This window comes from Streptomyces sp. NPDC045955, from assembly GCF_056430805.1.
In genome coordinates this window covers 202656-221894 of the sequence record NZ_JBWKKY010000012.1, presented here as the reverse complement: position 1 = coordinate 221894, position 19239 = coordinate 202656, and the positions used below count along the sequence as shown (strand labels likewise).

General features: G+C 69.0%; 22 protein-coding genes. 6 read left to right on the top strand and 16 right to left on the bottom strand.

Annotation, left to right across the window (positions count from 1 at the left end; all coding sequences use genetic code 11):
• Positions 1-94: 94 nt before the first annotated feature.
• The 3 genes from AC07F0_RS25565 to AC07F0_RS25555 form a co-directional block, all read right to left on the bottom strand.
• Positions 95-418, bottom strand: coding sequence for an STAS domain-containing protein (locus AC07F0_RS25565; RefSeq protein WP_003993003.1), 324 nt, complete (start codon positions 416-418; stop codon positions 95-97).
• Between the two features lie 149 nt (positions 419-567).
• Positions 568-1416, bottom strand: a complete 849-nt coding sequence (locus AC07F0_RS25560) for a 3-hydroxyacyl-CoA dehydrogenase family protein (RefSeq protein ID WP_436728384.1) — start codon at positions 1414-1416, stop codon at positions 568-570.
• Positions 1417-1542: 126 nt separating this feature from the next.
• Positions 1543-2184, bottom strand: coding sequence for a TetR/AcrR family transcriptional regulator (locus tag AC07F0_RS25555; RefSeq protein WP_478982136.1), 642 nt, complete (start codon positions 2182-2184; stop codon positions 1543-1545).
• Between the two features lie 79 nt (positions 2185-2263).
• Here AC07F0_RS25555 and AC07F0_RS25550 point away from each other — a divergent pair, with 79 nt between their 5' ends.
• The 3 genes from AC07F0_RS25550 to AC07F0_RS25540 are packed head-to-tail and all read left to right on the top strand — an operon-like array spanning position 2264 to position 4399.
• Positions 2264-3046 (top strand): ABC transporter ATP-binding protein, encoded by a 783-nt coding sequence (locus AC07F0_RS25550; protein ID WP_478982134.1) that lies wholly within the window; start codon positions 2264-2266, stop codon positions 3044-3046.
• Between the two features lie 17 nt (positions 3047-3063).
• Positions 3064-3813: an ABC transporter permease gene (locus AC07F0_RS25545; protein ID WP_478982132.1), complete on the top strand. Its 750-nt coding sequence runs from the start codon at positions 3064-3066 to the stop codon at positions 3811-3813.
• Between the two features lie 13 nt (positions 3814-3826).
• Entirely contained in the window at positions 3827-4399 is a 573-nt protein-coding gene (locus AC07F0_RS25540; protein WP_354741921.1) for a cob(I)yrinic acid a,c-diamide adenosyltransferase, read from the top strand.
• Positions 4400-4402: 3 nt separating this feature from the next.
• On the opposite strand, the gene AC07F0_RS25535 is transcribed toward AC07F0_RS25540, so the two are convergent.
• Both AC07F0_RS25535 and AC07F0_RS25530 read right to left on the bottom strand, forming a co-directional pair.
• Positions 4403-4591: a DUF5708 family protein gene (locus tag AC07F0_RS25535; RefSeq protein ID WP_478982130.1), complete on the bottom strand. Its 189-nt coding sequence runs from the start codon at positions 4589-4591 to the stop codon at positions 4403-4405.
• Positions 4588-5166: a hypothetical protein gene (locus AC07F0_RS25530; protein WP_478982128.1), complete on the bottom strand. Its 579-nt coding sequence runs from the start codon at positions 5164-5166 to the stop codon at positions 4588-4590. Before AC07F0_RS25530 ends, AC07F0_RS25535 begins: the two co-directional genes overlap by 4 nt.
• A gap of 152 nt (positions 5167-5318) precedes the next feature.
• Between AC07F0_RS25530 and AC07F0_RS25525 the strand changes: the two genes are divergently transcribed.
• From AC07F0_RS25525 to AC07F0_RS25515, 3 genes are all read left to right on the top strand, one after another.
• The gene (locus AC07F0_RS25525) at positions 5319-6512 is read left to right on the top strand and encodes a sensor histidine kinase (RefSeq protein WP_478982126.1); all 1194 of its coding nucleotides are present in this window, start codon (positions 5319-5321) and stop codon (positions 6510-6512) included.
• Positions 6509-7150 carry a response regulator gene (locus AC07F0_RS25520; RefSeq protein WP_436728376.1) on the top strand — a complete coding sequence of 214 codons (642 nt, stop codon included), beginning with the start codon at positions 6509-6511 and terminating at the stop codon, positions 7148-7150. Before AC07F0_RS25525 ends, AC07F0_RS25520 begins: the two co-directional genes overlap by 4 nt.
• Before the next feature lie 133 nt (positions 7151-7283).
• On the top strand, positions 7284-9107 hold the full coding sequence (locus AC07F0_RS25515; protein WP_478982124.1) for a glycosyl hydrolase family 18 protein: 1824 nt from the start codon (positions 7284-7286) through the stop codon (positions 9105-9107).
• A gap of 10 nt (positions 9108-9117) precedes the next feature.
• Here the strand turns inward: AC07F0_RS25515 and AC07F0_RS25510 are convergent, their stop codons facing one another.
• From AC07F0_RS25510 to AC07F0_RS25460, 11 genes are all read right to left on the bottom strand, one after another.
• Positions 9118-9564: a DUF2550 domain-containing protein gene (locus AC07F0_RS25510; RefSeq protein ID WP_478982122.1), complete on the bottom strand. Its 447-nt coding sequence runs from the start codon at positions 9562-9564 to the stop codon at positions 9118-9120.
• A gap of 130 nt (positions 9565-9694) precedes the next feature.
• Complete coding sequence (locus AC07F0_RS25505; protein WP_053670581.1) at positions 9695-10072, bottom strand: F0F1 ATP synthase subunit epsilon; 378 nt, start codon at positions 10070-10072, stop codon at positions 9695-9697.
• A gap of 130 nt (positions 10073-10202) precedes the next feature.
• Positions 10203-11639, bottom strand: coding sequence for a F0F1 ATP synthase subunit beta (atpD, locus tag AC07F0_RS25500; RefSeq protein ID WP_086601185.1), 1437 nt, complete (start codon positions 11637-11639; stop codon positions 10203-10205).
• The gene (locus AC07F0_RS25495) at positions 11640-12557 is read right to left on the bottom strand and encodes a F0F1 ATP synthase subunit gamma (protein ID WP_478982121.1); all 918 of its coding nucleotides are present in this window, start codon (positions 12555-12557) and stop codon (positions 11640-11642) included.
• A 21-nt stretch (positions 12558-12578) separates the two neighbouring features.
• The gene (atpA, locus tag AC07F0_RS25490) at positions 12579-14168 is read right to left on the bottom strand and encodes a F0F1 ATP synthase subunit alpha (RefSeq protein WP_150483051.1); all 1590 of its coding nucleotides are present in this window, start codon (positions 14166-14168) and stop codon (positions 12579-12581) included.
• A 126-nt stretch (positions 14169-14294) separates the two neighbouring features.
• On the bottom strand, positions 14295-15110 hold the full coding sequence (locus AC07F0_RS25485; protein WP_478982119.1) for a F0F1 ATP synthase subunit delta: 816 nt from the start codon (positions 15108-15110) through the stop codon (positions 14295-14297).
• Positions 15107-15655: a F0F1 ATP synthase subunit B gene (locus tag AC07F0_RS25480; RefSeq protein ID WP_478982117.1), complete on the bottom strand. Its 549-nt coding sequence runs from the start codon at positions 15653-15655 to the stop codon at positions 15107-15109. Before AC07F0_RS25480 ends, AC07F0_RS25485 begins: the two co-directional genes overlap by 4 nt.
• A 44-nt stretch (positions 15656-15699) precedes the next feature.
• Positions 15700-15930: an ATP synthase F0 subunit C gene (gene atpE / locus AC07F0_RS25475; protein WP_030049631.1), complete on the bottom strand. Its 231-nt coding sequence runs from the start codon at positions 15928-15930 to the stop codon at positions 15700-15702.
• Between the two features lie 76 nt (positions 15931-16006).
• Positions 16007-16777, bottom strand: a complete 771-nt coding sequence (atpB, locus tag AC07F0_RS25470; RefSeq protein WP_478982258.1) for a F0F1 ATP synthase subunit A — start codon at positions 16775-16777, stop codon at positions 16007-16009.
• 273 nt (positions 16778-17050) lie between these two features.
• Entirely contained in the window at positions 17051-17488 is a 438-nt protein-coding gene (locus AC07F0_RS25465) for a hypothetical protein (protein ID WP_478982115.1), read from the bottom strand.
• Positions 17489-17803: 315 nt separating this feature from the next.
• On the bottom strand, positions 17804-19147 hold the full coding sequence (locus AC07F0_RS25460) for an MraY family glycosyltransferase (protein WP_478982113.1): 1344 nt from the start codon (positions 19145-19147) through the stop codon (positions 17804-17806).
• Positions 19148-19239: the final 92 nt, after the last annotated feature.

Genomic DNA, 19239 nt, shown 5'->3' with positions numbered 1-19239 from the left:
GAGACGTCACGGTCTCGTGAGGATTGTGCGCGTCGCACTTCGGCGATGTCCGTCCGGGTCTCCCCGGTCACCCGGTTCACACCCGCACAGAACGTCACACGCGAGGCAATGTCTCCACCCCGATGCCCCCCTCGATCGCCAGGATCCGGTGCAGGCGGGTGGCCACCAGCAGGCGCTGCATCTGCGGCGGCACGCCGCGCAGGACCAGGCGCCGGCCGCAGCGGCCGGCCCGCCGGTGAGCCCCCATGATCACACCGAGTCCGGTGGCGTCCCAGGAGTCCAGTTCGGACAGGTCCAGCACCAGGTCGCCGACTCCGTCGTCGACGGCCGAGTGCAGGACCGTACGGGCGTCCGCCGCGCTCCGGACGTCGAGGCGGCCCCCGACGACCAGCTCGGCGTGGTCGCCCCTGATGTGCATATGCGCTCCCCGTGCGTGCGTCTCGTGCTCCGCGTTCTGATGCCGGTGATGCAACCTCTGACTGCGTGAGGGGGGCAGAGGTTGCTTCTTGTAAGCGAACCGATACCGAATTCACCCGGGGGTGTGATGATCCCGGGGCATGTGCGGTTTCAGTGCTTGTAGAAGCCCTGCCCGCTCTTACGTCCGATGTCACCGGCGTCAACCATCCGGCGCATCGACTCGGGAGCCGCGAACTTCTCGTCCTGGGACTCGGTGTAGATGTTGCTCGTGGCGTGCAGCAGGATGTCGACGCCCGTCAGGTCCGCCGTCGCCAGCGGGCCCATGGCGTGGCCGAAGCCCAGCTTGCAGGCGAGGTCGATGTCCTCGGCGGTCGCGACGCCCGACTCGTGCAGCTTCGCGGCCTCGACGACCAGGGCGCAGATGAGACGGGTCGTCACGAAGCCGGCGACGTCGCGGTTGACGACGATGCAGGTCTTGCCGACCGACTCGGCGAACTCGCGGGCCGTGGCGAGGGTTTCGTCACTGGTCTTGTAGCCGCGGACCAGTTCGCACAGCTGCATCATCGGCACGGGCGAGAAGAAGTGCGTGCCGACGACCCGCTCGGGGCGCTCCGTCGCGGCCGCGATCTTGGTGATCGGGATGGCGGAGGTGTTGGAGGCGAGGATGGCCTCGTCCTTCACGAGCTTGTCGAGCGCCCGGAAGATCTCGTGCTTGACCTCGAGCTTCTCGAACACGGCCTCGACGACGACGTCCGCGTCGGCCACGGCGTCCAGGTCGGTGGTCGCGGTGATCCGGGCGAGGGCGGCGTCGGCGTCGTGCGCCTCCAGCTTGCCCTTGGCGACGAACTTGTCGTAGGACGCCTTGATGCCGTCGGTGCCCCGGGTCAGTGCCTCGTCGGTGACGTCGCGCAGGACCACGTCCCAGCCTGCCTGTGCGGAGACCTGGGCGATGCCGGATCCCATGAGGCCGGCTCCGATGACGGCGAGCTTCCGTGCCACTGTGCGACTCCCCTGACGCGCTGTTTATGTCTGCCTCTCGGGCGGACACTAGCGTTCGTGAGGGCCTGTGTGACCAGTAAGTAATGCGCGTCACGTCTCACATGACGGACATCACACCGGCAGGTGTCACCCCGCGCCCCGGACGGCGTAGTTGAGCACCTTCTCGCTCAACAGCTCCTCGATGTCGTCGAGGAGGACGAGCACCTCCCGTGACACTTCGTCCGGGTTGCGCCCCTTGGCCATCTCGCGGCCGATCGCGACGAAGACGGTGCCGTGGACCCAGCAGATCTGACCGGCGATCAGCCTGGGCAGCGGGTCGGCGTCCTCGGCGTCCGTCTCCTCGCGGAGGGTCGCCTCCAGGTTGTCCTGGACCTCCTGCTGGATGCTCCACAGCCGGGAGCGCAGCGGCGGCGCCTCCTCGATGCAGCGCATGAAACGGTCGTAGCCCTCGACGAGGCCCATCCGGGGCGAGACGGCCTCGATCTCGGCGCGCAGCTCGCGCAGCACCGCCCGGGCGGCCGACTCCCCCGCGTCCCGGCCGCGCACCCAGCGCGAGAGCCGGTCGACGACCCCCTGGGAGCGGTCGAAGAAGAGGTCCTCCTTGGCCGGGAAGTAGTTGTAGACGGTGTTCACGGAGACGTCGGCCGCCTCCGCCACGTCCGCGATCGTCACGGTCACGAACCCGCGCTCCAGGAACAGACCGGTGGCGATGTCCGAGATGCGCTGCCTGGTCTCGCGCTTCTTCCGCTCCCTGAGCCCCTCTGCCATGCATGAATCCTAGCTTCCTTGGGCTCGGTGAAAACTTGGTGTCATTGCAAATTTTGAGGGACTCTGTTTTTCTGGGGACATGGCAATCATCAGTACGTCCGCCCTGGCGCGTACCTTCCAGACCAAACGCGGCCCGGTCCAGGCCGTGCGCGGCATCGACCTGACCGTCCGCGAGAGCGAGATCCTCGGCTTCCTCGGCCCGAACGGGGCCGGCAAGACGACCACCCTTCGCATGCTGACGACCCTGCTGGAACCGACCGGCGGCACCGCCACCGTCGCGGGCTGCGACCTGGCGACCGACCCGGCCGGGGTGCGGCGGGCCTGCGGCTACGTGGCGCAGTCCGGCGGGGTCGACCCCCAGATCAGCGTGCGGGAGGAGCTGGTCACCCAGGGGCGTCTGTACCGGCTGAGCAAGGCGCGGGCCGCCGAGCGCGCCGGGGAACTGGCCCATGACCTGGGCCTCACCGAATTCCTCGACCGCAAGTGCGCGGCGCTCTCCGGCGGGCAGCGGCGCCGCCTGGACATCGCGATGGCGCTCACCCACCGCCCCGACGTGCTGTTCCTCGACGAGCCGACGACCGGTCTCGACCCGGGCAGCCGGGCCGACCTGTGGGACCTGGTGCGCCGGCTGCGCGACGAGCACGGCACGACCGTCTTCCTGACCACGCACTACCTCGACGAGGCCGACGCCCTCTCCGACCGGCTGGTCGTCGTCGATCAGGGGGTGGTCGTCGCCGAGGGCACCCCGAGCGCGCTGAAGCTCCGGTACGGCGGCTCGATCGACGCCTCGCTCCAGGACACCTTCCTCGCCATCACCGGCCGCAGTGCCGCGCCGGCCGACCAGACCCCCGTCGCCGTCTAGGACGCAGAGGACTCCTGATGCTGCTGCACGACACCGCGCTCGTCTACGGGCGCTATCTCCGCCAGTCCCTGCGCTCCCGCTTCGCGCTGCTCTTCGGTGTGCTGATGCCGCTGCTGTACCTGCTGTTCTTCGGTCCCCTACTGACGGATCTGCCGCTCGGCGGGCGGGGCAGCTCCTGGCAGCTGCTCGTGCCCGGCCTGCTGCTGCAACTGGGCCTGTTCGGAGCCTCCTTCGCGGGCTTCTCGATCCTCATCGAGAAGGGCCAGGGGGTGGTCGAGCGGATGCGCGTCACCCCCGTCAGCCGACTGGCCCTGCTGCTCGGCCGGGTGCTCAGGGACGCCACGGTGTTCGTCTTCCAGGCCGTGCTGCTGGTGCTCGCGGCGGTGGCGATGGGCCTGCGGGCCCCGCTGCCCGGCGTCCTCATCGGGTTCGGCTTCGTCGCCCTGCTCTCGCTCTCGCTGGCCTCGCTGTCGTACGCGCTGGCCATGAAGCTGCACACCCCGCAGACCTTCGGCCCGGCGATCAACGCGCTGACCATGCCGTCGATGCTGCTGTCCGGGCTGATGCTCCCCATGAGCCTGGGCCCGGCCTGGCTGGACGTGCTGTCGCACCTGATGCCGTTCCGCTATCTGGTCGACGCCGTCCGCGACGCCTTCGTCGGCTCCTACGCCACGGCGCACATGCTGTACGGCGTGCTGGTGGCCGTCGGTTTCACGGCCCTGTCCGTGACAGTGGGCACACGCGTGTTCCGAACGGCCGGAGCCTAACTACGCTGGCCACATGGTCAATCTGACGCGCATCTACACCAGGACCGGCGACCAGGGCACCACCGCCCTCGGCGACATGAGCCGGGTCGCCAAGACCGACCTGCGGATCGCCGCATACGCCGACGCCAACGAGGCGAACGCGGTGATCGGCACGGCGATCGCGCTGGGCGGCCTGGACGAGGAGGTCGTCAAGGTCCTCACCCGCGTGCAGAACGACCTGTTCGACGTGGGCGCGGACCTGTCGACGCCGGTGGTGGAGAACCCGGAGTTCCCGCCCCTGCGGGTCGAGCAGTCCTACGTCGACAAGCTGGAGGCGGACTGCGACCGCTTCCTGGAGGGCCTGGAGAAGCTCCGCTCCTTCATCCTCCCCGGCGGTACCCCGGGCGCGGCCCTGCTCCACCAGGCGTGCACGGTGGTCCGTCGGGCGGAGCGCTCGACCTGGGCGGCCCTGGAGGCCCACGGAGAGGTCATGAACCCGCTGACGGCCACCTACCTCAACCGGCTCTCCGACCTCCTGTTCATCCTCGCGAGGACGGCGAACAAGGAGGTCGGGGACGTGCTGTGGGTGCCGGGCGGGGAGCGCTGACCCTCAGGTCCTGCGCCGCGCCCCCTGCCACAGCCCGGCGGCGACCAGCACGCCGCCGACGCACATCATCACGGCGCCGACCTTCGTGAGGGTGAGGACGGGGATCTCCACGTCGCCGGTGAACAGCCACAGCCCCAGGCCGATCACGAAGGTGACGGCGCCTTCCACCAGGTTTCCGCGGGCCTTGCTCATCGCTGCACCTTCTCCTTCTCCAGCGTCATCTCGGACTCCCCCGCGGGCGCCTTCCGCGGCCAGATCGCATAGCTCAGGGCGATCAGGCCGTGGATCCCGGCCGCGCGCCAGGCCACATAGCGCCACCCCTCCAGGGACGTGACACGGCTCGGGTCGTCCACGTACCAGATGGCCAGCTGGAGCAGCCCCGTCGCCACGGCGGCGCCGATCAGGGTGCCCGTCCAGACCTTGCCCTCGTGACGGGCCCGGGCCATGCCGTAGCGCGGGGGCTTCGGTGGCGGCGGGGCACCGCCGAGGCGGTGGGCCGCGTGGCCGTCGAGCCACTGCACGGTGCGATGGCCGTGCCCCACGGTGTAGCCGATGTACAGCGCGGCCAGCCCGTGCGTCCAGTTCGGCTCGGCCCCGTTCTTCAGGTCCAGCGCGGTGACGACCAGCAGGACGACCTCCAGCAGCGGCTCGCACAGCAGCAGCGCCAGTCCCGTACGCCGCATGCGCAGCAGGTAGCGGAAGGCCAGTCCGGCCGCCAGCAGCACCCAGAAGCCGATCTCACAGGCGGCGATCAAGGCGACGATCACGATGCGCTCCTCTCGGTCACCCTTCCAGGCTCCCGGCCGGCGCGGCCGGAATCGTCGTCGCGACTGACGAACCCGCGGTACATCGAAAGATGCAGTCGGGGACCCTTCGTGGGGATCACGCGTGGGGCCCGGTGCCCGTGTTGGATGGGGCCATGGCCGTACGACTCACCCGCCCCCGCCGCTTCGACGTGTACGTCGCGCTGGGCGGTCTGCTCGGCGGGCTGCTGCTCTGGGGGCTCGGCCTGGCCACACGCCCGCACACCGAGGTGTACGTACTGCTGCCGGGCCGCTGGCCGATCCTGCTGCCGCTGTTGGTCATGGCCGGCTGCGAGCTGCTGCGCCGCACCGCCCCGCGCACCGCCCTGCTGATCGGCACGGCCGCGATCGTCCTGGACGTCGTCACGCAGGGCAACCTGGTCACGGTCCTGATGTACACGGACCTCATGTACGCGGCCGTCCTGTACGGCCCGCCCGCCTCGGCCCACCGCATCCCCAGGATCACCGGGCTGCTGTCGGTGGCCGGGACGGTGCTGCCGTTCGCGTTGTGGCGCGAGCCCGAGGCGCTGCTGATCGGCGTGGTCACCGGCGTTGTGGCCTTCGGGCCCGCCGCAACCGGCCTGATCGTCCGCAACCACCGCGACGCCGCCGAGGCGGCCCGGCTGCGCGCAGAGCAGACCGCGCTGCTCGCCGAGATGGACCGCACCCAGGCGGTCACCGCCGAACGCGCCCGGATGGCCCGCGAACTGCACGACATGGTCGCCAACCACCTGTCCGCGATCGCCATCCACTCCACGGCCGCGCTCTCCCTGGACGACCCGAAGACCTCCCAGGAGGCTCTGACCGTCATCCGTGAGAACAGCGTGGCGGGACTCGCGGAGATGCGGCGGCTCATCGGGATCCTGCGGGACTCCGCCGGCGATGTCGCCCCGGCCGCCGCCCCCACCCTCGACGGGCTCGGCGCGCTGGTCGCGGGCGCCCGCACCAACGGCCTCGACGTCACGCTCGACGCCGCTCACGACACGGTCCCCGCGCCCGTCGAGCTCGCCGCCTACCGCATCGTCCAGGAGTCCCTCACCAACGCCCTGAAGCACGCCGGACCCGGCCGGGTCGCGGTGTCCCTCACCCAGCGGGACGGCCTGCTCACCGTCGCGGTGACCAGCCCCTACGGCGACCGGGACGGGCCGAGCGCCCCCGGCTCGGGGGCCGGTCTGGTCGGCATGCGGGAACGCGCCGCGCTGCTGGACGGCACGTTCGAGGCCGGCCCGGAGGACTCGCCGGACGGCAAGATCTGGGCCGTACGCGCCACCCTGCCCGTCCACGACACCGTCGAAGGAGAACCCGAATGATCCGCGTCCTGGTCGCCGAGGACCAGTCCGCCGTCCGCGCGGGCCTGGTCCTCATCCTGCGCAGCGCGCCCGACATCGAGGTGGTCGGCGAGGCGGCGGACGGCGAACAGGCGGTGGCGCTGGCCCGTGACCTGCGGCCGGACCTGGTGCTGATGGACGTTCAGATGCCGCGGCTGGACGGAGTGTCGGCGACCCGGCAGGTGGTGGCACAGCGGCTCGCCGACGTGCTGGTGCTGACCACCTTCGACCTCGACGAGTACGTCTTCGGGGCGCTGCGGGCGGGCGCGTCCGGCTTCCTGCTCAAGAACACCGAGGCGAAGGACCTGCTGGAGGCGGTACGGACGGTGGCGCGCGGGGAGGGGCTGATCGCCCCGGCGGTCACGCGGCGGCTGATCGCGGAGTTCGCGGCGAAGCCCGCCCGGGAGCCCGCGGCCGATCCGGCCGTCCTCGACCGGCTGACCCGGCGCGAGCGCGAGGTGCTGTCCTGTCTCGGCGAGGGGCTGTCCAACGCGGGGATCGCCGAGCGGCTCGACATGGCCGAGGCGACCGTGAAGACGCATGTCAGCCGCCTGCTGGGGAAGCTGGAGCTGCGCAGCCGGGTGCAAGCGGCGGTGCTCGCCCAGGAGTTGGGGATCTGACGGGCCGCGGACCGCCCCAGGTCGTGGTGGTCCAGTCCTATTGACCGGTGGTCCAGACCTTTCTATTCTCACCGCACCATCAGTGGGCGTGAGGCTCAGTCACGCCCCCACAACTCCATCAAGGAGGCGCAGCATGCGCTTCAGACACAGAGCCGCGGCAGGGTTCGCGACCCTGTTGCTCCCGCTGGCCGGTCTCGTCGGCCTCGCGAGCCCGGCCCAGGCCGCGACATCCGCCACCGCGAGCTACACCAAGACGCAGGACTGGGGCTCCGGCTTCGAAGGCAAGTGGACGGTGAAGAACACCGGAACCACGACCCTCAGCTCCTGGACCGTCGAGTGGGACTTCCCCTCCGGCACGTCCGTCACCTCCGCCTGGGACGCCGACGTCACCTCCTCGGGCACCCACTGGACCGCGAAGAACAAGTCCTGGAACGGGACCCTCGCCCCCGGTGCCTCCGTCTCCTTCGGCTTCAACGGCAGCGGCACCGGCTCCCCCGCGAACTGCAAGCTCAACGGTGGCAGTTGCGACGGCGGCACCACCGAACCGGGCGACAGCGCGCCCAGCGCCCCCGGCACCCCCACCGCCTCCGACATCACCGACACCTCGGTGAAGCTGACCTGGTCCGCGGCCACCGACGACAAGGGCGTCAAGAACTACGACGTCCTGCGCGACGGCACCAAGGTCGCCACCGTGACGGGCACGTCGTACACCGACACGGGCCTGACCAAGGGCACCGACTACTCCTACTCCGTCCGGGCGCGTGACACCGCCGACCAGACCGGCCCGGTCAGCGGCGCCCGCGCGGTGCGCACCACCGGCGGCACGACCGAGCCGCCCAAGGGCGACAAGGTCAAACTCGGCTACTTCACCGAGTGGGGCGTCTACGGCCGCAACTACCACGTCAAGAACCTGGTGACCTCGGGCTCGGCGTCGAAGATCACGCACATCAACTACGCCTTCGGCAACGTCAAGAACGGCCAGTGCACGGTCGACGACACCTACGCCGCGTACGACAAGGCGTACACCGCCGACCAGTCCGTCAGCGGCACCGCCGACACCTGGGACCAGCCGCTGCGCGGCAACTTCAACCAGCTGCGCCAGCTCAAGGCGAAGTACCCGCACATCAAGGTGCTGTACTCGTTCGGCGGCTGGACCTACTCGGGCGGCTTCGGCCAGGCCGCGGCGAACGCCGCCGCGTTCGCCAAGTCCTGCAAGGCCGTCGTGGAGGACCCGCGCTGGGCCGACGTCTTCGACGGCATCGACATCGACTGGGAGTACCCGAACGCCTGCGGCCTGACCTGCGACACCTCGGGCCCGGCGGCCTTCAGGAACCTGATGTCCGCGCTGCGCACCGAGTTCGGTCCGGACTACCTGGTCACCGCGGCCATCACCGCCGACGGCTCCTCCGGCGGCAAGATCGACGCGGCCGACTACGGCGGTGCCGCGCAGTACCTCGACTGGTACAACGTGATGACGTACGACTACTTCGGCGCCTTCGACAAGGACGGCCCGACCGCCCCGCACTCCCCGCTCACCTCGTACCCCGGCATCCCCCAGGCCGGGTTCAACTCGGCCGACGCGATCGCCAAGCTCAAGGCGAAGGGCGTGCCGTCCGCCAAGCTCCTGCTCGGCATCGGCTTCTACGGCCGCGGCTGGACCGGCGTCACCCAGTCCGCCCCGGGCGGATCGGCGACCGGCGCGGCACCGGGCACGTACGAGGCGGGCATCGAGGACTACAAGGTCCTGAAGAACTCCTGCCCGGCCACCGGCACGATCGCCGGCACGGCGTACGCGCACTGCGGCAGCAACTGGTGGTCCTACGACACCCCGGCGACGATCGCCGGGAAGATGTCCTGGGCCAAGAACCAGGGGCTGGGCGGCGCCTTCTTCTGGGAGTTCAGCGGCGACACCGGCAACGGTGAGCTGGTGACCGCCATCGACAACGGGCTCGACTGACCGGGCGAACCTAGGCGACGTTCACGCGCTGACCGGGCGGGGCTGCCTCAAGCCACGCGAGGAAACCGGTCAGCGCGTCCTCGCTCATGGCCAGCTCCAGCCGGGTCCCCCGGTGCAGACACGCCAGGATCACGTGGTCGGAGAGGAGCGCCAGCTCCTCCTCGCCCTCCGGGACCCGGCGGCCGGCCACCTCGATCGCGGAACGCTCCAGGATCCGGCGCGGGCGCGGCGAGTAGGAGAAGACCCGGAACCACTCGACGCGGTCGCCGTTGTAGCGGGCCACCCCGTACGCCCAGCCCTTGCCGCTGGTGTCGCCCTGCTCCGGGGTGTCCCAGCGCAGGCTGGCGTCGAAGGTGCCGCCCGAGCGCTGGATGAGCCGGCGGCGCAGACCGAAGACGAACAGTCCCACCACCACGAGGGCCACGACAATTCCGCACACAGTCAGAGCGAGGACCATCGACACCGACCTCCTCGTCTCCTAGGTAACGGAACGTAAAAAACACCCACATCCGCCTCAGCCGCGGCTGGGTCCGGATCTCTCCGGTACCCAGCCGCGGCTGAGTGACGTCATCACACGACGGGCTAAGTCAGCGCGCCGCCGTGGCCGCACGCAGACGGACGTCCGCGCGGCGCTGGGCCTCCGCGTCGTCCTCCGCCTTCGCGCGCTCCAGCTCCTGCTCCGCGCGCTGGACATCGATCTCGTCCGACAGCTCCGCGACTTCGGCCAGCAGCGAGAGCTTGTCGTCCGCGAACGAGATGAAACCGCCGTGGACCGCGGCGACGACCGTCCCGCCATCACTCGTACGGATGGTCACCGGGCCCGACTCCAGCACACCGAGCAGCGGCTGGTGACCGGGCATGACGCCGATGTCGCCGGACGTGGTGCGCGCGACGACCAGGGTGGCCTGGCCGGACCAGACCTCACGGTCGGCCGCGACCAGCGCGACGTGCAGCTCAGCAGCCAAGGGTGGCTCCTCGGGTCACCACCCGGCGGGAGTGCCGGGTGTTGGTTACAAGTCTAATGGGCGTGCCAGAGGGGGCGGGACGAACCCCGCCCCCTCCGCCGTGAGCACAGGCTCACATCGAGCGCGAGGCTCAGGAGACGCCCAGCTCCTTCGCGTTCTTCTTCAGGTCCTCGAGACCACCGCACATGAAGAACGCCTGCTCCGGGAAGTGGTCGTACTCGCCGTCGCAGATCGCGTTGAACGCGGCGATCGACTCGTCCAGCGGCACGTCCGAACCGTCCACGCCGGTGAACTGCTTGGCGGCGTGGGTGTTCTGGGACAGGAAGCGCTCCACGCGACGGGCGCGGTGGACGACGAGCTTGTCCTCCTCGCCGAGCTCGTCGATACCGAGGATCGCGATGATGTCCTGGAGGTCCTTGTACTTCTGCAGGATGTTCTTCACGCGCATCGCGGCGTTGTAGTGGTCCGCCGAGATGTACCGCGGGTCGAGGATCCGGGACGTGGAGTCCAGCGGGTCCACGGCCGGGTAGATGCCCTTCTCGGAGATCGGACGGGACAGCACCGTCGTCGCGTCGAGGTGGGCGAAGGTGGTGGCCGGGGCCGGGTCGGTCAGGTCGTCCGCAGGGACGTAGATCGCCTGCATCGAGGTGATCGAGTGACCACGGGTCGAGGTGATGCGCTCCTGGAGGACACCCATCTCGTCGGCCAGGTTCGGCTGGTAGCCCACCGCGGAGGGCATACGGCCGAGCAGGGTCGACACCTCGGAACCGGCCTGGGTGAAGCGGAAGATGTTGTCGATGAAGAACAGCACGTCCTGCTTCTGGACGTCACGGAAGTACTCCGCCATCGTCAGGCCGGCCAGGGCCACGCGCAGACGGGTGCCCGGGGGCTCGTCCATCTGACCGAAGACCAGGGCGGTCTTGTCCAGAACGCCGGACTCTTCCATCTCCGCGATGAGGTCGTTGCCCTCACGGGTGCGCTCGCCGACGCCCGCGAAGACGGAGACGCCCTCGTGGAGGTTGGCGACACGCATGATCATTTCCTGGATCAGCACGGTCTTGCCGACACCGGCGCCACCGAACAGACCGATCTTGCCGCCCTTGACGTACGGGGTGAGAAGGTCGACGACCTTCAGGCCCGTCTCGAACATCTCGGTCTTCGACTCGAGCTGGTCGAACGCGGGGGCCTTGCGGTGGATGGACCAGCGCTCGCCCTCGTAGGTCTCGTCGCTGTTCAGCACCTCACCGAGGGTGTTGAACACCTTGCCCTTGGTGAAGTCACCGACCGGGACGGAGATGCCCGCGCCGGTGTCGACCACCGGGGCCTGGCGGACCAGGCCGTCGGTGGGCTGCATGGAGATCGCGCGGACCAGGCCGTCACCCAGGTGCTGGGCGACCTCCAGGGTCAGCGTCTTCTTCTCGCCCGCGAGCGCCGGGTCGGCGACCTCGACGTGCAGGGCGTTGTAGATCTCGGGCATCGCGTCGACGGGGAACTCCACGTCGACGACCGGGCCGATGACCCGGGCGACGCGGCCCGTAGCCGTCGCGGTCTCAACAGTGGTGGTCATTTATCGGTCACTCCCCGCGGTCGCGTCGGCCAGGGCACTGGCGCCACCGACGATCTCGCTGATTTCCTGGGTGATTTCGGCCTGGCGGGCCTGGTTGGCAAGCCGGGTGAGCGTCTCGATGAGCTCACCGGCGTTGTCGGTGGCCGACTTCATCGCGCGCCGCGTGGCGGCGTGCTTGGAGGCGGCCGACTGGAGCAGCGCGTTGTAGATCCGGCTCTCCACGTAGCGCGGCAGCAGGGCGTCCAGGACGTCCTCCGCCGAGGGCTCGAAGTCGAACAGCGGGAGGATCTCGCCCTTGGGCTTCGCCTCCTGCGCGACCTCGTCGAGGCTGAGCGGCAGCAGCCGGGCCTCGATCGCCGTCTGCGTCATCATCGACACGAACTCGGTGTAGACGATGTGGAGCTCGTCCACGCCGCCCTCGGCCGTCTCCGTCTCGATGGCCTCGATCAGCGGGGCCGCGACCTTCTTGGCGTCCGCGTACGACGGGTCGTCGGTGAAGCCCGTGAACGACTCCACGATCTTGCGCTCGCGGAAGTTGTAGTGGGCGACACCACGGCGGCCGACGATGTAGATGTCGACCTCCTTGCCCTCACCTTCGAGCTTCGCCGTGAGCCTCTCCGCGGCCTTGATGGCGTTGGAGTTGAAGGCGCCGGCCAGACCGCGGTCGCTCGTGAGGAGCAGGACCGCGGCACGGGTCGGGCTCTCCGCCTCCGTCGTCAGCGGGTGCTTGGTGTTCGATCCGGTGGCGACCGCCGTGACCGCCCGGGTGAGCTCGGTCGCGTACGGCGTCGACGCCGCCACCTTGCGCTGCGCCTTGACGACGCGCGAGGCGGCGATCATCTCCATCGCCTTCGTGATCTTCTTGGTCGCGGTGACGGAACGGATGCGACGCTTGTAGACCCGGAGCTGGGCTCCCATGAGTCAGGTCCCTTCCTTACGTCACTTGCCGGCAGCCGGGGCGTCCTCGCCGAGCAGCTTGCCGTCGGAGGTCTCGAACTGCTTCTTGAACTCCGCGATGGCGTCGGCCATGGCCTGGAGGGTGTCGTCCGACATCTTCCCGCCCTCGCGGATGGAGGTCAGCAGGCCCTGCTCCTTGCGGTGCAGGTACTCCAGCAGCTCCTTCTCGAAGCGGCGGATGTCGGCGACCGGAACCTCGTCCATCTTGCCGGTGGTGCCGGCCCAGATGGAGACGACCTGGTCCTCGGTGGCCATCGGCTGGTACTGCGGCTGCTTCAGCAGCTCGACCATGCGCTGACCACGCTCCAGCTGCGCCTTGGACGCGGCGTCCAGGTCGGAACCGAAGGCGGCGAACGCCTCCAGCTCACGGAACTGGGCGAGGTCCACACGCAGACGGCCCGAGACCTGGCGGATCGCCTTGTGCTGGGCGGAGCCACCGACTCGGGAGACCGAGATACCGACGTTCAGCGCGGGGCGCTGACCGGCGTTGAACAGGTCCGACTCCAGGAAGCACTGGCCGTCGGTGATGGAGATGACGTTGGTCGGGATGAACGCCGAGACGTCGTTGGCCTTGGTCTCGACGATCGGCAGACCGGTCATCGAGCCGGCGCCCATCTCGTCGGAGAGCTTCGCGCAGCGCTCCAGCAGACGGGAGTGCAGGTAGAAGACGTCACCCGGGTAGGCCTCACGGCCCGGCGGGCGGCGCAGCAGCAGCGACACGGCGCGGTAGGCGTCGGCCTGCTTCGACAGGTCGTCGAAGATGATCAGGACGTGCTTGCCCTGGTACATCCAGTGCTGGCCGATGGCCGAACCGGTGTACGGCGCCAGGTACTTGAAGCCGGCCGGGTCGGACGCCGGGGCGGCGACGATGGTCGTGTACTCCAGCGCGCCGGCCTCCTCCAGAGCGCCGCGCACACCGGCGATGGTGGAGCCCTTCTGGCCGATGGCGACGTAGATGCAGCGGACCTGCTTGTTCGGGTCGCCCGAGCGCCAGTTGTCGCGCTGGTTGATGATCGTGTCGACGGCCAGGGCGGTCTTGCCGGTCTGGCGGTCACCGATGATCAGCTGACGCTGGCCACGGCCGATCGGGGTCATGGTGTCGACGGCCTTGTAGCCCGTCTCCATCGGCTCGTGCACCGACTTGCGGACCATGACGCCCGGAGCCTGCAGCTCCAGGGCTCGACGGCTGTCGGTCTCGATCTCGCCGAGGCCGTCGATCGGGTTGCCGAGGGGGTCCACCACGCGGCCGAGGTAGCCCTCGCCGACCGCGACGGACAGGACCTCGCCGGTACGGCTGACCGGCTGCCCCTCCTCGATGCCGCTGAACTCACCGAGGACGACGCAGCCGATCTCGCGCTCCTCGAGGTTGAGGGCGAGACCGAGGCTGCCGTCCTCGAACTTCAGCAGCTCGTTGGCCATGACCGAGGGCAGACCCTCGACCTTCGCGATGCCGTCACCGGCGAAGGTGACCGTACCGACCTCCTCGCGCGAGGCCGCGTCCGGCTTGTACGCCTGGACGAAGTTCTCCAGCGCGTCCCGGATCTCCTCCGGCCGGATCGTGAGCTCCGCCATCTGGGTTCCCTGCTCTCCTTGTTGGGCCCGAAGTTTCACTTTGGGGGTCTGGGGGCGACCCCCAGGATTCTTCTGCACGGCCCAACCAGGGCCGTCGTAAGTACGTACTGCCTATTGAGTTGCTGCTCAGCCCGCGAGCCGGCGGCTGGCGTCCTCGATGCGGTCCGCGAGGGAGCCGTTGATGACCTCGTCACCGACCTGCACCCGGATTCCGCCGATGACCTCGGGGTCCACGTCCAGGTTGAGGTGCATCTTGCGGCCGTAGAGCTTCGCGAGGGCGGCGCCCAGGCGCTGCTTCTGCGCGTCGCTCAGCGGTACCGCCGAGGTGACGGTGGCGACCATGCGGTCCCGGCGCTCGGCGGCGAGCTTGGACAGGGACTCCAGTCCCGACTCCAGGCTACGTCCCCGCGGCGCGGTCACAAGGCGCGTCACCAGACGCTCGGTGGCCGCCTGCGCCCTGCCGCCGAGCAGGCCGCGCAGCAGCTCGCCCTTGGCCGAGGTGGTGGCCTTGCGGTCGGTCAGCGCGGCACGCAGCTCGATGCTGCCGGAGACGATCCGCCCGAAGCGGAACAGCTCGTCCTCGACGTCGTCGAGCTTGCCCGCCTTCTGCGCGGCGGTGAGGTCGGCGGTGTCGGCCAGCGTCTCCAGGGCGTCCACCAGGTCGCGCGACTGCGACCAGCGGGAGCGCACCATTCCGGCGACCAGGTCGGCGGCCGGGCCGCTGACCTGCGTGCCGAGCAGGCGCTGGGCCAGTTCGGCCTTGGCCTCACCGGCCTGCGCCGGGTCGGTGAGGACCCGACGCAGCGACACCTCGCGGTCGAGCAGCGCGGTGACGGCGGCCAGTTCGTCGGCGAGCGCGCCGGCGTCCACGGCCGTGGAGTCCGTCAGCGCGTCGAGACGCTCTCGTGCGGCTGCCAGGGCCTCGCGGCTCGCTCCGTTCATCGGCCGGCCTCGGCCTTCTCCTCGAGGTCGTCGAGGAACCGGTCGATCACGCGGCTCTGGCGGGCGTGGTCCTCGAGGGACTCGCCGACGAGCTTGCCGGCCAGGTCGGTGGCGAGCTTGCCGACGTCCTGACGGAGCGCGGACGACGCGGCCTTGCGGTCGGCCTCGAGCTGGGCGTGGCCGGCGGCGACGATCTCCTCGCGCTGACGCTGGCCCTCGGCCCGCATCTCGGCGATGAGCGCGGCACCCTGCTCCTGCGCCTCCTGGCGCAGGCGCGCGGCCTCGTGCCGGGCCTCGGCGAGCTGTGCCTTGTACTGCTCAAGGACGCTCTGGGCCTCGACCTTCATGGTCTCGGCCTCTTCGATACCGCCTTCGATCGCCGCGCGGCGCTCCTCCAGAACCTTGTTGATGTTCGGAAGCAGCTTCTTCCAGAAGAAGAAGAACACGATGGCGAAGGCGATGGTGCCGACGAGCAGCTCGGGGCCCGGAGGAATAAGCGGGTTCTGCTTCTCCTCGGCCGCCAGCTGCACCAGGTTGGCGATCACATCAGTGCCTTCCGTTGAAAGGTTTCGATCGTCCGGAACGTCTTTTAGTAGACGAACGGCATGACGATGCCGATGAGGGCGAGCGCCTCACAGAACGCGAAACCGAGGATCTGGTTGGCGCGGATCAGACCGGCAGCCTCGGGCTGGCGGGCCAGGGCCTGGGTGCCGTTGCCGAAGATGATGCCGACGCCGACGCCGGGGCCGATAGCGGCAAGGCCGTAACCGATGGAGCCGAGGTTGCCTTCGACGGCGGCGAGGGTCTCAAGGGCAGCCATGCTGAATCTTCCTTCTCTTTCAGGACCGATGGGGGTTGGCCACCGGACGTTCTGGGGGCGGAGAGTGGTTGGGGGCTCAGTGGTGCTCGGCGAGAGCGCCCTGGACGTAGGTGCAGGCGAGGAGTACGAAAACGTACGCCTGGACGGCCTGCACGAAAAGCTCGAAGACGATCATGACCGTGGCCATGACGAAGGAGACGCCGGCCGCCGGGACCATCCAGCTGTTCAGCAGGTACCAGGAAGCGACGGTGAACATGACCAGCATCAGGTGGCCGGCGAACATGTTGGCGAACAGTCGCACCGCGTGCGTGAACGGCCGGACGAGCAGGTTCGAGAAGAACTCGATGACCATCACGAGCGGCAGCACCGGGCCGAGCGACTTGTCGTAGCCGGTGATGTTCTTGAAGAACCCGACGAAGCCGTGTCGCTTGAAGGTCAGGCTGACCCATGTCACGTACACCACCGCGGCCAGAACGGCCGGGTACGCGATGATCGACGACACCGGGAACTGCGCCAGCGGGATCACGGACCAGATGTTCATGATCCAGATGAAGAAGAACAGCGAGACCATCAGGGGGACGTACTTCTCGCCCTCCTTCTTACCGAGGGTCTCGTAGACGATGCCGCGGCGGACGAAGTCGTAGCCCGCCTCACCGACCATCTGCAGCTTGCCCGGCACCACCTTGGCCTTGCCGAAGGCGGCGTAGAAGAAGCCGATGACGAGGACGGTGGTGATGATGGCGAGCAGCATCACCTTGTTGAACTCGAACCCCCCGACCGTGGCAATCGGCTTGAAGAGGAACGAGTGCAGGCCCGGAGCCGGAAAACCACACCCGTTGTCGGACATGATCCGACAGCTCCAGTCAAAGGCGAGCTGGGTCTGGTCAGCACTCACCACGGGCTCCTTCGGCGTGACGCATGGGTACGGCAACCTCGTTGTGTCGGCGCGGCACAGGGCCGCAGTTCGGCACGGGACTGGTGTTACGGATGTGGGGGCGGCTGTGGGGCATCTCGCCTCGCGATGGAGCAGGCGTCAGCTCAGATGCCCGCGCCCGCGATGCCGCAGTTGGCACCGGACGATAGCAGGAGATCTCATGCCTCTTTATCCCGGCCCTATCCCTCACGACGGGTGCCCCGACTTTTCGGGCTTCTCGCCCTTCGTCGAATCGGGCTCGACGTAAAGGATCTTGGCCTTCATGTGGGCACGCGTCTGCGCGGCGATCCAGGCAAGGGTGCCGACAACGAGCGCGACGGCAAAGGCCCTGGGGTTGAACAGCGTTGTGTTCTTGAACGCGGCGACGAAGACGAACAGCAGAAGAATCTGCGCCGCGTAGAGCATCAGGCCCATCGCCTGGAACAGGTGCGGAAGCGATTTGGCAGTGCGCTGCAAGACATAGAGGCCGATCCCCATGAAGAGGATCACGATGAGCGTCGCGACAACCGCCCCGATCGCCCCCTTGCCACCGGCCACCACACCACTGACGACGGCGGCAACAGCACCGGCGGCGGCCGTGGGCACGGCAGCCTGGGCCAGGATCCGGGCGTCATTGGACGGCATGGCGGCAACTCCGCTTTCGCAGGGGGCAGGGGTGTCGTCATGGACGAGCGTAGTCCCGGGCTGAGTGGAGACCTCACACCAAGGGACCGTCGCACTACGGTCCTTCGGCTCTATCCGGGGGGTTCTCGTGAACCGTATCACAAACTATTTGATGCAGTCTTTACCTGAGGGTGTGCGGGCTGTCACACATGAGAGTGAAGCCGCGCGTCTGTGCAGGAACGGCGCCGACTTGTCTGGTATTGGGGTGCTTCGCACCCCCATCACAACGCCACGACTTGGCAATGCTCTAGTCAGATTCTTACCTTGCCCCGGCTCTTACCTGGTACCGGCCTTGCGCCGGTCCGCCAGACGCGAGCGAGCGCCTATGGCCGTGGCTCCGTTGACTCCGGAGACGCCGGACACCACCGGGGCGCGGTCCTCGGGCGCGACCGGTGCGGCCGGCTCGGTGGCGGACGCCGGAGTCGAGGCCTCGGGCGCCAGCGCCGGGACCCCGCGGCGCCGGTAGCGCGGCGGCACGAACCGCTCCATCCAGCGCGGGGCACGCGGCGTGAAGCGCGGCAGCAGGAGCAGCGCCAGGCCGATCGCGCTGAGGAACACGACACCGAGCACGATCCACATGGACGCCGAGTTGACCGAGTAGGCCAGCGCGCCGAAGGCGATCAGCGCCGACCAAAAGTACATGATCAGCACCGCCCGGCTGTGCGAGTGCCCGATCTCCAGCAGCCGGTGGTGCAGGTGGCCGCGGTCGGCGGCGAACGGCGACTGGCCTCGCCAGGTGCGGCGCACGATGGCCAGGATCAGGTCGGCGGCGGGGACCGCGATGATCGTCAGCGGCAGCAGCAGCGGGATGTAGACGGGGACCGTCTGGTGCACGGCCTCCTTCTCCGACCCGACGTACAGGTTGAGCGCGTCCGGGTCGACCTGCCCCGTGACGGAGATCGCGCCCGCGGCCAGGACCAGGCCGATCAGCATCGAGCCCGAGTCGCCCATGAAGATCCGCGCCGGATGCATGTTGTGCGGCAGGAAACCCAGGCACATGCCCATCAGGATCGCCGAGAAGAGCGTGGCGGGGGCCGCGGCCTCGACGCCGTACGAGTACCAGATCCGGTAGGCGTACAGGAAGAACGCGGTGGCAGCGATGCAGACCATGCCGGCCGCGAGGCCGTCCAGGCCGTCGACGAAGTTGACCGCGTTGATCGTGATGACGACCAGCGCCACCGTCAGCAGAGTGCCCTGCCACTGGGTGAGCGCCACCGAGCCGATGCCCGGGATGGGCAGCCACAGGATCGTCAGACCCTGCACGACCATCACGCCCGCGGCGATCATCTGGCCGCCCAGCTTGATCAGGGCGTCGATCTCGAACTTGTCGTCCAGCACACCGATCAGCCAGATCAGGGCCGCCCCGGACAGCAGCGCCCGGGGTTCGTTCGAGGCCTGGAAGACCTGGTTGAGGTTGGTCAGGTGGTCGGCGACCAGCAGGCCCGCGCACAGGCCGAAGAACATCGCGATCCCGCCGAGCCGCGGAGTGGGTTCCCGGTGCACGTCACGTGCCCGGATCTCCGGCATCGCTCCGGCCACGATCGCGAACTTCCGTACCGGCCCTGTCAGCAGATACGTCACCGCGGCCGTGATGCAGAGCGTCAGCAGGTATTCACGCACGGGCTTCCCCACAGGTCTCGCTGGCCATCACAGCCCCACACCCTAGCGATGCGCGCATATGAGTGGGGACTTCCGGGTAGCGACGATGGTTG